Annotated in this window: 15 protein-coding genes; 11 read left to right on the top strand and 4 right to left on the bottom strand. The window is 62.8% G+C overall.

Annotated elements, in window-relative coordinates:
- Window positions 1–196: 196 nt before the first annotated feature.
- The 5 genes from ISS99_RS03865 (at window position 197) to ISS99_RS03845 (ending at window position 5652) form a co-directional block, all read left to right on the top strand.
- Window positions 197–2422: an NADP-dependent isocitrate dehydrogenase gene (locus ISS99_RS03865; RefSeq protein WP_204630280.1), complete on the top strand. Its 2226-nt coding sequence runs from the start codon at window positions 197–199 to the stop codon at window positions 2420–2422.
- Between the two features lie 143 nt (window positions 2423–2565).
- The gene (locus ISS99_RS03860) at window positions 2566–3633 is read left to right on the top strand and encodes a TraB/GumN family protein (RefSeq protein WP_204630268.1); all 1068 of its coding nucleotides are present in this window, start codon (window positions 2566–2568) and stop codon (window positions 3631–3633) included.
- Window positions 3634–3734: 101 nt separating this feature from the next.
- A complete protein-coding gene (locus ISS99_RS03855) occupies window positions 3735–4598 on the top strand; it encodes a DUF2167 domain-containing protein (protein ID WP_204630267.1) in 864 nt (287 codons plus the stop codon).
- Complete coding sequence (locus tag ISS99_RS03850) at window positions 4595–5317, top strand: hypothetical protein (RefSeq protein WP_204630266.1); 723 nt, start codon at window positions 4595–4597, stop codon at window positions 5315–5317. The genes ISS99_RS03855 and ISS99_RS03850 overlap by 4 nt, the downstream gene beginning before the upstream one ends.
- A complete protein-coding gene (locus tag ISS99_RS03845) occupies window positions 5314–5652 on the top strand; it encodes a J domain-containing protein (RefSeq protein WP_204630265.1) in 339 nt (112 codons plus the stop codon). Before ISS99_RS03850 ends, ISS99_RS03845 begins: the two co-directional genes overlap by 4 nt.
- A gap of 210 nt (window positions 5653–5862) precedes the next feature.
- On the opposite strand, the gene ISS99_RS03840 is transcribed toward ISS99_RS03845, so the two are convergent.
- Both ISS99_RS03840 and ISS99_RS03835 read right to left on the bottom strand, forming a co-directional pair.
- Window positions 5863–6813: an aldo/keto reductase gene (locus ISS99_RS03840; RefSeq protein WP_204630264.1), complete on the bottom strand. Its 951-nt coding sequence runs from the start codon at window positions 6811–6813 to the stop codon at window positions 5863–5865.
- Window positions 6814–6876: 63 nt separating this feature from the next.
- Window positions 6877–7068 carry a hypothetical protein gene (locus tag ISS99_RS03835; RefSeq protein WP_204630263.1) on the bottom strand — a complete coding sequence of 64 codons (192 nt, stop codon included), beginning with the start codon at window positions 7066–7068 and terminating at the stop codon, window positions 6877–6879.
- Between the two features lie 98 nt (window positions 7069–7166).
- Between ISS99_RS03835 and ISS99_RS03830 the strand changes: the two genes are divergently transcribed.
- Window positions 7167–8090 (top strand): LysR substrate-binding domain-containing protein, encoded by a 924-nt coding sequence (locus ISS99_RS03830; protein ID WP_204630262.1) that lies wholly within the window; start codon window positions 7167–7169, stop codon window positions 8088–8090.
- 18 nt (window positions 8091–8108) lie between these two features.
- Window positions 8109–8459: a cupin domain-containing protein gene (locus tag ISS99_RS03825; RefSeq protein ID WP_204630261.1), complete on the top strand. Its 351-nt coding sequence runs from the start codon at window positions 8109–8111 to the stop codon at window positions 8457–8459.
- Between the two features lie 34 nt (window positions 8460–8493).
- Here the strand turns inward: ISS99_RS03825 and ISS99_RS03820 are convergent, their stop codons facing one another.
- Entirely contained in the window at window positions 8494–9273 is a 780-nt protein-coding gene (locus tag ISS99_RS03820; protein WP_204630260.1) for an energy transducer TonB, read from the bottom strand.
- A gap of 263 nt (window positions 9274–9536) precedes the next feature.
- Between ISS99_RS03820 and ISS99_RS03815 the strand changes: the two genes are divergently transcribed.
- The 3 genes from ISS99_RS03815 to ISS99_RS03805 all read left to right on the top strand — a co-directional run bounded on the left by ISS99_RS03815 (window position 9537) and on the right by ISS99_RS03805 (window position 12000).
- The gene (locus tag ISS99_RS03815; protein ID WP_204630259.1) at window positions 9537–10199 is read left to right on the top strand and encodes an NYN domain-containing protein; all 663 of its coding nucleotides are present in this window, start codon (window positions 9537–9539) and stop codon (window positions 10197–10199) included.
- Between the two features lie 283 nt (window positions 10200–10482).
- On the top strand, window positions 10483–11379 hold the full coding sequence (locus ISS99_RS03810) for a class I SAM-dependent methyltransferase (protein WP_204630258.1): 897 nt from the start codon (window positions 10483–10485) through the stop codon (window positions 11377–11379).
- A gap of 84 nt (window positions 11380–11463) precedes the next feature.
- Window positions 11464–12000, top strand: coding sequence for a pseudouridine synthase (locus ISS99_RS03805; protein ID WP_204630257.1), 537 nt, complete (start codon window positions 11464–11466; stop codon window positions 11998–12000).
- A gap of 118 nt (window positions 12001–12118) precedes the next feature.
- Here ISS99_RS03805 and ISS99_RS03800 read toward each other — a convergent pair whose 3' ends face one another.
- Window positions 12119–12904 (bottom strand): TatD family hydrolase, encoded by a 786-nt coding sequence (locus ISS99_RS03800; protein ID WP_204630256.1) that lies wholly within the window; start codon window positions 12902–12904, stop codon window positions 12119–12121.
- Between the two features lie 216 nt (window positions 12905–13120).
- Between ISS99_RS03800 and gspE the strand changes: the two genes are divergently transcribed.
- The gene (gspE, locus tag ISS99_RS03795; protein WP_204630255.1) at window positions 13121–14854 is read left to right on the top strand and encodes a type II secretion system ATPase GspE; all 1734 of its coding nucleotides are present in this window, start codon (window positions 13121–13123) and stop codon (window positions 14852–14854) included.
- Window positions 14855–14981: the final 127 nt, after the last annotated feature.

Genomic DNA, 14981 nt, shown 5'->3' with positions numbered 1-14981 from the left:
TTGCCTCTGTACCCAGCCGTACGTGTGGGCAGGGGCTTGGATTCGGCCTGCCTGGCCCAAGATCGGGGCTTCGCGCTTTCGCCTCGCGGCCGAAAACGCGACAATGAGGGGCTTTCGCGGTCGCCCATCGCTGTCCGGACTGTCGCGATGACCGCGCTCCACCGATATGCCGTAGCCACAGAGGCCCATGCAGACCATGTCCCAAACGCCCAAGATCATCTACACGCTCACCGATGAGGCGCCGTATCTCGCCACGCACTCCCTGCTGCCGATCGTCGATGCCTACACGAGCACCGCGGGGATCAGCGTCGAAACGCGCGATATCTCCCTCGCCGGTCGCATCCTGGCGCAGTTTCCGGACATCCTGAAAGACGACCAGAAGGTCTCCGACGACCTCACCGAACTGGGCGAGCTGGCCACCACGCCGGACGCCAACATCATCAAGCTGCCCAACATCAGCGCCTCCATGCCGCAGCTGAAAGCAGCGATCAAGGAACTGCAGTCGCAAGGTTATGCCTTGCCGGACTATCCCGAAGAACCCAAGGACGTGAGCGACTGGAATGTCCGCGCCCGCTACGACAAGGTCAAGGGCAGCGCGGTGAACCCCGTGCTGCGCGAAGGCAATTCCGATCGCCGCGCGCCGCCGTCGGTGAAGAACTACGCGCGCAAGCATCCGCACAAGATGGGCGCGTGGAGCGCCGATTCCAAAACCCACGTGGCACAGATGTCGGGCGGCGATTTTTACGGCAGCGAAAAGTCCACGTTGCTGGGCGAGGCCACGGTCGCCAAGATCGAATGGATCGGCAAGGACGGCAACAGTACCGTCCTGAAGGAAAAGACCAACCTCACCGCCGGCGAGATCATCGACGCCGCTGTGATGAGCAAGAAGGCGCTGGCCACCTTTATCGATGCGCAGATCGAAGACGCCAAGAAGCAGGGCGTGCTGTTCTCGCTGCATCTTAAGGCCACCATGATGAAGGTCTCCGACCCCATCATGTTCGGCAACGTGGTCACCGAGTTCTACAAGGACGTGCTGGCCAAGCATGCCGATACGCTCAAGAGCATCGGCTTCAATCCGAATAACGGCATCGGCGACCTGTATGCGCGCATCGGCGCGCTGCCGACAGACAAGCAGGCGGAAATCAAGGCCGACGTCGACGCCGAATACAGCAAGCGTCCGCATCTGGCGATGGTCAATTCCGACAAGGGCATCACCAACCTGCACGTGCCCAGCGACGTGATCATCGACGCCTCCATGCCGGCGATGATCCGCGACTCCGGCAAGATGTGGAATGCCGAAGGCAAGCTGCAGGACACCAAGGCGGTGATTCCGGATCGCAGCTACGCCGGCGTGTACCAGGCCGTGATCGAAGACTGCAAGGCACACGGCGCCTACGACCCGGCCACCATGGGCAGCGTGCCCAACGTCGGCCTGATGGCGCAGGCCGCCGAGGAATACGGCTCGCACGACAAGACCTTCCAGATCGCCGGCGACGGCGTGGTGCGCGTCACCGACGCCAACGGCAAGGTGCTGCTGGAACAGAACGTGGAAGCCGGCGACATCTGGCGCATGTGCCAGACCAAGGACGCCCCGGTGCAGGATTGGGTGAAGCTGGCCGTGACTCGCGCGCGCCTCAGCAATACGCCGGCCGTGTTCTGGCTGGACAAGAACCGCGCGCACGATGCGCAGATCATCGCCAAGGTCGAGCGTTACCTGAAGGACCACGACCTCAGCGGTCTCGACATCCGCACGCTGTCGCCGGTCGATGCCACCAAGTTCTCGCTGGAGCGCATCCGCAAGGGCCAGGACACCATCTCCGTCACCGGCAACGTGCTGCGCGACTACCTCACCGACCTGTTCCCGATCATGGAATTGGGCACCAGCGCCAAGATGCTTTCCATCGTGCCGCTGATGGCCGGTGGCGGTCTGTTCGAAACCGGCGCCGGCGGCTCCGCGCCCAAGCACGTGCAGCAGTTCCTGGAAGAAAACTGCCTGCGCTGGGATTCGCTGGGCGAATTCCTGGCCCTGGCCGCCTCGCTGGAACATCTTGCCAACCGCTACGACAACGCCAAGGCGCACGTGCTGGCCAAGACGCTGGACCAGGCCAACGGCAAGTTCCTCGACAACAACAAGTCGCCCGCGCGCAAGGTCGGTGAATTGGACAATCGCGGCAGCCATTTCTACCTGGCGATGTATTGGGCCCAGGCCCTGGCCGAGCAGAACGACGATGCCGCGCTGAAGGCCAAGTTTGCCCCGTTGGCCAAGGCGCTCACCGAGAACGAAGCCAAGATCGTCGGCGAGCTCAACGGTGCACAGGGCAAGCCCAACGACATCCACGGCTACTACCATCCGGACACCGCCCTGGTGACCAAGGCCATGCGGCCGAGCGAAACGTTCAACGCGGCGCTGGCGGCGTTGTAAGCGGCAGCGCGATACCTGTTTGAAGAAGGGGCCTCATCGGCCCCTTCTTTTTTGCATGCGAAACAACTTGCGTGGAACGTGCTGTCGAGCCCGCTGTCAGTACAATCGCCACGACGTCTCCCGGAATCCAGGAACCATCACGCATGCGCAGGTCGATGACGCTAGGGTTATTGCTGCTCTTTACGGCCGCGCACGCGTGGGCACAGTCGGCGCCTGCTACGGCAAGCTCGACGCCGTCATCGTCGGCTGCCAATGCGCCGCTGCTGCAAGCGGTGACGGTCACCGGCGTGCAACCTGGCCCGGGTTTGTGGAAGGTCAGCAAGGGCGATCACGTGATGTGGGTGCTGGGCACCCTCAAGCCCCTGCCGCGGCAGATGCAATGGCATTCGGCCGAGGTGGAACAGACGCTCGAGCATTCTCAAGAAGTGCTGGAAGCGCCGGCCGCGGACGTCAAGGCGGACGTAGGTTTTTTCGGCAAGCTGTTCCTGCTGCCGTCGGCGTACGGCGCGCGGAAAAATCCCGGCGGCGCCAGCCTGCAGCAAATTCTTCCAGCCGAGATGTATACGCGCTGGGAAGTGCTCAAGCAGCAATATTTCGGCAATGATCGCAGCGTCGAATACTGGCGGCCGATCGTGGTGGCGCTGAAGCTCTATCGCCGGGCGCTGGACAAGGCCGGGCTGACCAGTGGCAACGACGTCAACAAGGCCGTGCTCAAGATGGCGGACGATCACGGTATCCGGCGCGTACCGGTGAAATACAAGTTGGTGATCGAGCATCCGCGCGACGCGCTCAACGCGATCAAGCAGACCAATCTGCACGACATCAGCTGTTTCAACCAGACCTTGAACCTGGTGCAGAACCAGATGGGCGCACTGACCGAGCGCGCCAATGCCTGGTCGGTCGGAGACGTGCACGCGCTGCGGCAGTTTGCGTTGAGCGATCGCTACGAGTCGTGCGTGGATGCGGTGATCAACGCGGAATTCGCCCAGCAACTTGGCTTGCACGACCTGCCGCAACGCCTGGATGCTGCGTGGCTGGGCGCGGCACGCGAGGCACTCGCCCAAAACACCCAGACCTTCGCGCTACTGCCGATGGAACAAGTCTTGTCGCCGGACGGCCTGCTGGCCCAGCTGAAGGCCGCGGGCTACACGGTGCAGGCGCCGGACGAAGACGACCCGCAACAAGGCCAAACGGACTCCCCAGGCCATTGAAAAGCCGCCGGCTCTCCCTGCCGCGGGTGGTCCACCGCCCGGTCTCCTCCCCTGATACAGTTGGCTGGGGTGTACGGAATCACTCGGCATAGGGGACGGAAATGAAGAAGTTTTTTTTAGTGCTCGTGGCGCTGCTGTTGGCGTGTGCCGCGCAGACGCTCTTTGCACAGGAGCAGCCGCAGCAAGGGCAGCGCAATCCGCTCGCATCGCTGCCTTGGGAAATGGGGCCTGCCACGGTAAAGCTGGGCAATCAGGCGAGCCTGAACGTTCCGGACGGCTACGCCTTCCTGGGGCCGGCCGGCAGCCGTTCGTTGAATGAAATTTTGCATAACCCGCCAGCCAATGTGGATGTGTATACGCTGGCGCCCAAGTCCCTGGCGTGGATTGCGTTCTTCTCTTACGAAGACATCGGTTACGTCAAGGACGACGAAAAGCTCGATCCGGACGCCATCTTGCAGTCGTATCGCGAAGGTACCGAAAAGGGTAACGAGGAGCGTCGGGCGCGAGGCTGGTCCGAACTCAACGTGCTTGGTTGGAAGGCCAAGCCGGAATACGACACGCAAATCAAATCGCTGGCCTGGTCGATCCTTCTGCAGGATCAGAAGACGCAGACCGACGTCGTCAACTACAACACGCGCCTGCTGGGGCGCCATGGCGTGATGGATGTGGTCATGGTCACCGAGCCTTCCAGGCTTGCAACGTCCATCGATGACTTCAAGAGCACGCTCCCGGGATTCCAGTACGCGCAAGGCGAAAGCTATGCCGAATATCGTGCCGGCGACCGTGTGGCCGAATATGGGCTGGCGGCCCTGATTACCGGCGGTGCACTGGCGGTAGCGGCGAAGAAGGGTTTGTTCACGGTCATCGGTGGATTTCTGGTTGCGGCATGGAAGTTCGTGGTAGCCGGCATCGTTGCGCTTGGCGCGTGGTTCAAGAATCTGGTCAAGAAGAAACCGGCGCGATGACGTTGCACGATGGGCTGCTGTTGTTGGGAGTAGTCGTCGCGCTTTATCTGTACGACTCCGCCCTGCTGCTCTATCACAATGAAGTGCTGTTGATTGCAACGAGCCGGGGATACCGGGTATCCGCCGGCTCGGGCATCGAGCTTGGTGGCCGGCACGTTTTTGTGCCGGCGCCGTTTTCGCCTCACCGCATCGCGTTTCGCCTGAGCTGGCCAGGGCAGGGGGTCTATGCCGGGGCAGGGCAGGCGCTGCGTTTTCGCCGGGTACGCATCGCCTCGGCCGCCCTGGCGCCGTGGATATTTTCGTTGCTGGCACTGTTCGCGATCGGTCTGCCGTACGTTCTGTTCGTATCGGGAAACGTCGAGGCGTTATTGGCGTGGGCCGCGGCGGTATATGCGGTCATTCTGGTGACGCTGTGGCAGGTTTATCGTTTGCGAAAGGCTCTGAATATGTCGCGGCGCGCAGTGCTCGCCATCGCACTGGATGCGTTGCTGTGCGCTCCGTTCGCGCTGAACATCGTTCGCAAGATCGGTTTGCGCCAGCAATCGGACGTGGATCTTCGCGTGCTCGCCAGCACGGCACTGTCATCGGCGGCACTCGATGAGCTGACGGCGATACTTCGCCAGCGTATCCAGGCCAGCCTGCACTTTATCGAGCCCGACGACGCACAGGCACGTGCGCTGGGAGCTTATCTGGCTTATTTCGAGGGATTGCGCCCGTGACGGCCTTGGATGTCGTAGTGATCGCCGCGGGACTGTTGTTCGGTTACAGGCTGGTCGCCAATTATCTGTCGCCCCACCCGGGCGGCGGTCCCGAGCCGTTGCAGCGTCCGCTGCCCGAGATCGAGGTTCCGCCGGCACCGCCGTGGTTCGAGGTGCTCGGCGTTGCGGAGGATGCCGCCCTGGCGGATATCGAACGCGCGTATCGCGCGAAAATCAGCCAATACCATCCGGACAAGGTTGCGCTGATGGGCGAAGACATCCGGCAGCTTGCCGAGGCCAAGTCCAAGGACATCAATGTGGCGTACGAAATCGCCCTGAAATGGCGCAAGCGATGAACGGAAGAAGGAGCCGAACGTGAAGGAGCAGCAGGATCTGCCACGGCGTTTTTCCGATCTCGGCGACGAAGCTTTGATGGCTCGCTTGCAGCCCGGCTAGTTGACGGAGTTGGCTGAGGCGGTTGCGCAGGCCCAAGCCAGGCAGTGTGGCCTGGCTCGTGACGTTTGTGCCGGCAGTAGTGTTTGCTGCGTTCTGGAATGTCGCCGTATTTAGAACCCGTCGCTGGCGTCATTGAGCGCTGCCACGTCACTTGCAGTGAGCGACAAGGCGGTGGCGCCGAACAATTCCTGCAACTGCGCCACGCTGGTGGCGCTGGCAATCGGTGCGGTGATGCCGGGGCGCGCGATCAGCCATGCAAGCGCTACCTGTGACGGGGTCGCACGATGTGCCGCAGCGACCTCGTCCAGCGCGGCGAGCACTTTCAAGCCTTTCGGGGTGAGGTATTTCTTCACCGAGCCGCCGCGCGCGCTGCTCTTGGACAGGTCCGCCTCGCTGCGGTATTTGCCGCTGAGGAAGCCGCTGGCCAGCGCGTAGTAGTTGATCACGCCGATGCCTTCCTGCAGCACCAGCGGCTCCAGTTCCTTTTCGTAGCCGGCGCGGCTGACCAGGTTGTATTCCGGTTGCAGGCTTTCGTAACGGGGCAGGTTGTGTTCCTTCGAGACTCTCAGCGCTTCGGCGAAACGATCGGCGCTGTAATTGGATGCGCCGATCGCACGCACCTTGCCTTCCTTGATCAGGGCGGCGAACGCTTCCAGGGTTTCGTGCAGCGGCACGGTGGCGTCGTCCGCATGCGCCTGGTACAGATCGATGCGGTCGGTCTGCAGGCGCTGCAGCGAACCTTCCACGGCGGCGCGGATATTCATCGGTTCCAGGCCGGTGTGCTCCACCCATTTGCCGACCTTGGTCGCGATCACCACTTTGTCACGCTTGCCGCTGCGCTTGAGCCACTTGCCGATGATGGTTTCCGATTCGCCGCCGCGGTTGCCGGGGGCCCAGGCGGAATACACGTCGGCGGTATCGATCAGGTTGAGGCCGGCGTCGACGAACGCGTCGAGCAGTTCGAACGAGCGCGCTTCGTTCGCGCTCCAGCCGAATACGTTGCCGCCGAAGGCGAGCGGTGCGACGGAAAGGCCGGAGCGGCCAAGCTGGCGTTGTTGCATGACGAAGCCCTCGAATGGCGCGGTAAAGCGTAAAGCTTCGAGGTGGGTGCTAACAGGCCCTAATCAAGCCGGATTGCCTTCGCCGGTACAGCAGGCCGGCTCGTTCCTTGCGCAGGCATGCAAGGGCAGGCGGGCGATATCCACTTCCACCTGTTCGGTCTTGCAGCGGCAGCTCGGGGCATCCGGGCGCCAGGCGAGCTTGGCGGGCGTGGCGTGGCCGTGAAGGAACAGCAGGTCGGTCCATGGCGAACGCATGGGAGTTCCTTGATGGGGTTGGGGTGTGCTCAAAGTAAGGGAGTGCGGCGGCGGGTAAAAGCGATATATTCACAAGCCTGATTTGAAGGAAATTCAAGATGAGTCGGGTGCCTTTGAGTCTTTTGCAGCAATTCGTGCAGGTGGCGCGACTGGGCAATCTCTCGCGCGCCGCCGACCAGGCCAATCTCACCGTCAGCGCCTTGAGCCACCAGATGCGCCAGCTCGAAGAGCGCCTGGAGCGGCGCCTGTTCGAGCGCGGGCCGCGCGGCGTCACCCTCACCGTGGAGGGCTGCAGCCTGCTTGAAGCCATCGGCGAGCATTTCGACGGGATCGACCACGCCATGTCGCGCTTTCGCGAACGGCGGCACGATGCGCTTTCGGTCAGTGCCAGTCCCGGCATCATCTCCAGCTGGCTGATGCCGCGCTTGCCGCGCCTGCTGGCCGCGCATCCGGAGCTCGAGCTCAATCTGCAATCCACCTCCGCCCTGGTGAATTTCGAGCGCGAAGCGGTGGATGCGGCCGTGCGCTATGGCAAAGGCCAATGGCGAGGCGTGCTGGCCGAGCGTATGTTTGGCGAATGGATTGCGCCGGTCGCTGCCCCCGAACTGGTCGAACGCATGGCCGGTGCCGATCCGCGCGACCTGGCCAACTGGCCGCTGCTGGGCGACCCCAATCCCAATAACCGCTGGAACGACTGGTTTGCCCATTACGGCGGCAAGCCGCCGCGCCGCTACGTGGCGCATGTGGATACCGTCGATGCCTTGCGTCACGCTGCGTTGGAAGGGTTGGGCGTTGCACTCGGCCGCATTGTGACGTCCAAGTCGCTGATCGACGCCGGACGCCTGGTGGTGCTGGGCGACCGCTACCTGCCGGTGCCCGAGCCGGAGGCGTATTACTTGGTGTATCCGCCGCGCTCGGAAGATCATCGCGGCATGAGTACCTTCCGCGAATGGCTGCTGGGCGAAGCCGACGCGTATTGCCAGCAGATGCCGCAATGGCCGCCGGACGAGGCGGCGGCGTAAATCCACGCGAGGTGATCGATGTCTTCGACGGACTGGCGTTTTTCGCTGGAGCAGGTACGGCAGAATCTACCGCTGGATCCTGCCGTGCTGAGGGCCGGTTACGGCCTGCGGCACGGCACGATGCGGGTGGGCATCTACGCACCCCAGCAGGTGGATGCGCAACAGCCGCACAAGCAGGACGAGCTGTACATCGTGATCGGCGGCAGTGGCGATTTCGTCAAAAACGGCGAGCGCTGCCGGTTTGCCGCCAACGACGTGCTGTTTGTCGAAGCGGGCAGCACGCACCGCTTCGAAAACTTTACCGAGGACTTCTGTACCTGGGTGATTTTCTGGGGCCCGGAGGGCGGCGAGGCGGGCGCCGACCGTTGACGGGTTGGCGGCAGCTTGCCGATACCTGGCGGCGTCAGGTGCCGTCGAGCGCCGTGGTCAGATGTAAGGGTTGATCGGCTGGCGCAAGGGTGCCATCCGGAATCGCATCAGAACCCTGCGATGCAAGCTGGTCCTTTTGCACCCAAGGAATGTATTCACGCGGACCGGGAATGTAGGCCTGCCATTTGCCGTAGGTGTCGTTGGAGGCGTTGTCGGCGGTGAGATTGAAGGCGACCGGCACGCGAACGTTCCAATGTGCATCCGACGCCTGCTTGCCGGTGGTGGGCACGTTGAAGGTCCACGTCTTGGCGGCGTTGATCGAAGCATCGGCCAGCATGTCGCGAAAGCGATGCATCTGTGACTCGCTTCCATAGACCCCGAGATTGACCTGCTCGGCGGCCACTTGCTCAACCTGGCCTTGCCGGCCCACCTGCATGATCAGAAACACCGTTCCGCTGACTCTTGCCGCGATGGCCTCGGGCGGATACCTGGGTAGACTCCTTTTGCTGCCTGAGTGAACCGAATCGGTGGTCGGTGCATTGGCGTCGAAGAACGTCGCACCGGTGATAGCGATCGAGCCGTGGGTGTCGTCGGTGCGCCTGGCGACCAGGCGAAGATTCATCTTTGCGCGTTCGACGGCGGTGGTGCCGTTCTCGGCCTCGAATTTCCAGTTGGGGACGCTTTTCTGGATGAGGCTCAGGACTGTTGGTGAAATCTTCTCGGGTCGGTCGATGGTGTAGTTGCGAACGCTACCGTCAGGCATGACGTCGATCGAGCCGGTCACCAGCATTGAAGCCTCTGCGAGCTTGCGCACGGCTGAGGGTCCGGCAGCCCACGCAGCACACACCCACAACATACATAGCAGACCTGCAATGCCTTGCTTCATACGACCCCCTGTCAGTGTCGGCTGAGTATAGCGCCGTCTTTGAGCGCGTCAGTTTGTATGAAAAGCAAAGGCGCAAACATGGATTGTGACGCGCCCATGACGAGTGGTGCAGTGCTTGCCGTAAGATAGCCGGCGCCGGCCATGGTTCGCTGGCATCACCATTCATTCGCAACACGTCATAAGGATTTCCTATGTCCAATACCGCCATTCTGGTTGACGGTGCTTTCTTTCTTGCGCGCTATCGCAAAGTATGGAACGACCGGGACGCCAACGACGCCCGCACCGTGGCCAAGACCGTGTTCGGCATGGCGCTGGAACATCTCAAGGCGCTGGATCGGCCGCGCGAATCGCTCTATCGCATTTTTTTCTACGACTGCCCTCCGCTGGAAAAAGTGCTGGTGAAGCCGATCAGCGGCGAAAGCATCGATTTCGCGCGCACCGCCGCGGCAGCGTTTCGCCGCGACCTGCACGACCAGCTTCGCCGCCAGCGCAAGATGGCGTTGCGGTTGGGGCGCCTGGCCGATCGCGGCGAATGGAAGCTGCGTCATCAGGCCTATCAGCAGCTGCGCGACGAATCCTTGTATTGGGATGAGCTGGGCGACGAGCATTTCGAGCCGGACATGCGCCAGACCCAGGTCGACATGAAGATCGGCATCGACATCGCTGCGCTTGCCTATAAGAAGCAGGTGGACCAGATCATCCTGGTTGCCGGCGACGCGGATTTCATTCCGGCCGCCAAGCTCGCACGCTATGAAGGCATCGACTTCATTCTCGACCCGATGTGGCAGGGCATTGCGCCGGATCTGCACGAACACATCGACGGCCTGCAATCCGTCTGTCCCCGCCCGTTTTAATGAGGTAACGCGCTCTCCGCCTTCGCCTCCTCTCCCCTCTGGGGAGAGGATTGAGGTGAGGGGCGGCGCTCGCGATGCGCAACATCGAAGCGCGATTGCGCGCCGCTCCAGGTTCAATCGCCGGGTTACGCTGCGCTAACCCGACCTGCGAACATCAGGCGTGAGAGGGCATGAGGCAATTCGCACGCCGCTAACGCAGCAGTCGTAAATTAATCGTAAAATGGTCCCTTCGCTGCATCTCGCCGGCGGCCACGTGCCGCGGGCATCTGTTGAAGGAGTTGTCATGAAGATCAGGCTTGCCTTCGGATTGTCCGCCGCGCTGTTGTTTGCTGGCATGGCCCATGCGCAACAAAGCGCCCAGGATCAGCCCGCGGGCGATCTGGTGCCGCCGACCAGCGCCAGCGATTTCACCGCCAGCCAGTTGGATGCCGTGTTGGCCGGTTCCTGGCGCTCAGCAACCGACAAGGCGCGCGACGTCTATCGCCATCCCAAGCAGACGCTGCAGTTCTTCGGTTTGCAGCCGGATCAGACGGTGGTGGAAATTACCCCTGGCGGCGGTTGGTATAGCGAAATCCTCGCACCGCTGCTGCGCGACAACGGTCACTACGTGGCCGCTGTGCCGGCCGGCAACGGCGCCGAACAGAAGCGCAATGCCGCAGCGCTGCAGGCCAAGTTTGCCGGCGATGCCGCCGAGTACGGCAAGGCCAGCATCATCACCTTCAATCCCAAGACGCCGGTGTTCGGGCCGGCCGGGTCGGCCGACATGGTGCTGACCTTCCGCAATGTCCACAACTGGGCGGAGGCGGGCACGGGGGAGGCGATGTTCAAGGCGTTCTATGCCGTGCTCAAGCCGGGCGGCACGCTGGGTGTTGCCGACCATCGGGCGGCGCAAGGCGCCAGCTTCGAATCGGTCAAGGACACCGGCTACCTGCCTACTGACTACGTGATCAAGCTGGCCACCGACGCCGGTTTCAAGCTGGATGCGCAGAGCGAGATCAACGCCAACCCCAAGGACACCAAGGATTACCCCAAGGGTGTGTGGACGCTGCCGCCCACCCTGACCCTGGGCGAGCAGGATCGCGCCAAATACCTGGCGATCGGCGAGTCCGATCGCATGACGCTGCGCTTCGTCAAGCCGGCCAAGGCGCCGGCTTCGTCTTCCAGCTCGCCGGCGCATTGATGGCCTGGGCGGGCCATCGCCTGCCTTGGCCTTGCTCCCCTGCGGCGCGTTCATCGAAGCGCCCGCGGGGGTGAGCAAAAAACCATGCTCATTGCGTTGAACAAACCTTTTGGTGTGCTGTGCCAGTTCACCACCCAGGACGGTCGGCCTACGCTGGCCGATTACGTGCGGCAGAAAGACGTATACCCCGCCGGCCGGCTCGATCACGACAGCGAAGGTCTGCTGCTGCTGACCGATGACGGCGTGCTCGCCCATCGCCTGACCGACCCGAAGCACAAGCAACCCAAGACCTATCTGGTGCAGGTGGACGGTGCGATCGACGACTGTGCTTTGCAGGCCTTGTCCCGCGGCGTGGTGTTGAACGACGGACCGACCCTGCCGGCACAAGCCGAACCGGCCTACGAGCCGGGCTGGCTGTGGCCGCGCGATCCGCCGGTGCGCTTCCGCAAAAGCATTCCCACCAGTTGGTTGTCGATCACCTTGCGCGAAGGACGCAACCGCCAGGTCCGGCGCATGACGGCAGCAGTTGGTTTTCCTACTCTGCGTTTGATCCGCGTGCGGATAGGGGGTTATGCGTTGGATGACCTGCCGCTTGGACAGACGCGTGTCGTTTTGCCGTAGGCGGCAGGTTGGCTTGCCCCGGACTTGATCCGTGGCTAATTCAGCAATTCCAGGCGATATTTGCTGGGTTACCCCCGGATCAAGTCCGGGGTAACCCAGCCTACGTTTTGACGCGGCGCTACAAGCCAAAAAATGCTTTCGCGGTCTCCGTGCTGTTTGCCGCCGTCACGTCCACCGGCTCGCCGCGATCGCGCGCGATTTCCTCACAGATGTGCTTCAGGTACATCGGTTCGTTGCGCCGATGGCTGGGCTGCGGGCGTACCGTGCGCGGCAGCAGATAGGGCGCGTCGGTCTCGATCATCAGGCGATGGCTCGGAATCTCGCGCACAAATTCGCGCAGATGCGTGCCGCGGCGTTCGTCGCAGATCCAGCCGGTGATGCCGATGTGGCAATCCAGCGCGAGATAGTCGAGCAGCGCCTCGCGGGTATCGGTAAAGCAATGCACCACGGCAGCTGGAATCCGCTCGCGATAGCGCTTGAGCAAAGCCAGGAAATCGTGATGCGCATCACGCTGGTGCAGAAACAAAGGCTTGCCCACATCAACGGCGATCTGCAATTGCCGCTCGAATACCTGCAACTGCACGTCGCGCGGCGAGTAGTTGCGGTTGTAATCCAGCCCGGTCTCGCCGACCGCGCGAACCTCCGGCTGCCGCGCGAGCTCCCGCAAGCGGGCGTCGGTGGCGTCGCCGTAGTCGATGGCGTGATGCGGGTGGACCCCTGTCGTGGCATACAAAACACCAGGGTGCTTTTGGGCCACGTCTACGGCATGTTCACTGCCGGCGTGTGACGCGCCGGTGACGACCATTTTTACGACTCCGTGCGCCTTGGCGCGGTCGAGCACGGCGTCGAAATCGTGCCGAAACGATTCGTGAGTGAGATTGGCACCGATATCAATGAGCTGCATGGAGAACCCTTTTTTGGTTTTTATTGTCCCATTCCTTGAGTGCCATCGCCCAGTCCTGCATGAACGGCTGACCCGTACGTGCCGGCAGCTTGCCTGGCAAGGCTCGCCAGTCGCTTTGTGGATGTGTTACGAATGGGATTCGCCTGTTCGACGCTAGGGGACGTCGGGTAGGCAAGGATGCGTTTTTTGAGATGTCAGTCACGAGTGGGGTGGAGCATGTCGGCAGTCGTAAAGCCGGCGTCCGTTGGGGCAGCCAAGGCCACGGATGACCATGAATCGGCAGTGTGTGCACTGCTGGTGGCGCGCGGGCGCCTGAAAGACAACGATCTGGTACGTGCCCGGCGCCTGCACGAGGAGGCCCCGGAAGGCACGCTGACCGCCTTGCTGGCGCGGCTGGGCCTGGTGTCCGAGCGCGACCTTGCCGAGGCCTGGGCCGAACGCCTGGATGCGCCGCTGCTGGCCATCAAGGACGTGCCGGACATGCCGCCGGCCGACCTCGATATATCGCTGCGCTTTCTCAAGCAGCAGCACGTGGTGCCGGTACGTTCCGGCGAGGACGACCTGGCCCTGGTGGTGGCCGACCCGGCCGATCCGTATCCCTTGCACGCCGTGCGCCTGGCTTCGGGCAAGGCGGTATCGCTGTGCATCGGCCTGCGCTCGGAAATCGACGACCTGATCGAGCGCTACTACGGCCAGGGCCGTTCGGCCATGGGCACCATCGTGGAAAACCTCGACGGCAGCGCCGCCGAAGAAGACGACGTGGAACACCTGCGCGATCTCGCTTCCGAGGCGCCGGTGATCCGCCTGGTCAACCTGATCCTGCAGCGCGCGGTGGAACAGCGCGCTTCGGACGTGCACATCGAGCCGTTCGAGAACCGCCTGAAGGTGCGCTACCGCATCGACGGCGTGTTGCACGAAGTGGAAGCCCCGCCATCCAGTTCCACCGCGGCGGTGATCAGCCGCGTGAAGATCATGGCCAAGCTCAACATCGCCGAGCGCCGCCTGCCGCAGGACGGCCGCATCCAGTTGCGCGTGCAAGGCAAGGAACTGGACCTGCGCGTATCCACCGTGCCCACCAGTTTCGGCGAATCGGTGGTGATGCGTATTCTCGACCGCGAAACGGTGGTGTTCGATTTCGCCTCGCTCGGCTTTACTGGCGCTTTCCAGGATCGCTTCGTGGAAGTGCTGCAGCGCCCGCACGGCATCCTGCTGGTGACCGGTCCGACCGGTTCGGGCAAGACCACCACGCTGTACACGGCGCTGTCGAAGATCAACACGCCGGGGGTGAAGATCATCACCGTCGAGGATCCGGTCGAGTACCAGCTCGAAGGCATCAACCAGATCCAGGTGAAGCCGCAGATCGGGCTGGATTTCGCCAACGCGCTGCGCTCGATCATGCGCCAGGATCCGGACGTGATCATGATCGGCGAAATGCGCGACCTGGAAACCTGCCGCATCGCCATCCAGTCCGCGCTCACCGGCCACCTGGTGCTGTCCACCCTGCACACCAACAGCGCTTCCGGCGGCGTCACCCGCATGCTCGACATGGGCGTGGAGGATTATCTGCTCGGCTCCACCGTCAACGGCATCCTGGCGCAGCGCCTGGTGCGCCGCCTCGATCCGGAAACGGCGATTCCCTACGAAGCACCACCGGAAGTCGTCGAGCAATTCGAGCTGGAGAAGTACACCGACGAACGACCGATTCGCTTGTGGAAACCAGGCAGCAGCGCGTCCAATCCCACCGGTTACCGTGGCCGTCGCGCCATCATGGAGTTCCTGGTGATGAGCGACTCCCTGCGCCGCCTGGTGATGCAGCGCGCCGATGCCGGCGAGATCGAGAAACAGGCGCGCGTCGAAGGCATGCGCACGATGTACGAGGATGGCATTGCCAAGGCCGTGGCAGGCATCACCACCATCGAGGAGGTGTTGCGTGTTACGCAGGAAGGATGACGCCGCCGCTTTTACTCCCTCTCCTCTTTGGGGAGAGGGTTGGGGTGAGGGGCGGCTCTTGCGCAGCCCCTTCATCGGCGCGCGCTCCGATGCGGCCATCACGCAAGCCTGGCCCCTTACCTCAATC

Source organism: Dyella mobilis (assembly GCF_016904945.1).
Lineage (GTDB): Bacteria > Pseudomonadota > Gammaproteobacteria > Xanthomonadales > Rhodanobacteraceae > Dyella_B > Dyella_B mobilis.
The sequence above is the reverse complement of the archived record's forward strand: the minus strand, read 5'-3'. Positions and strand labels throughout refer to the sequence as shown.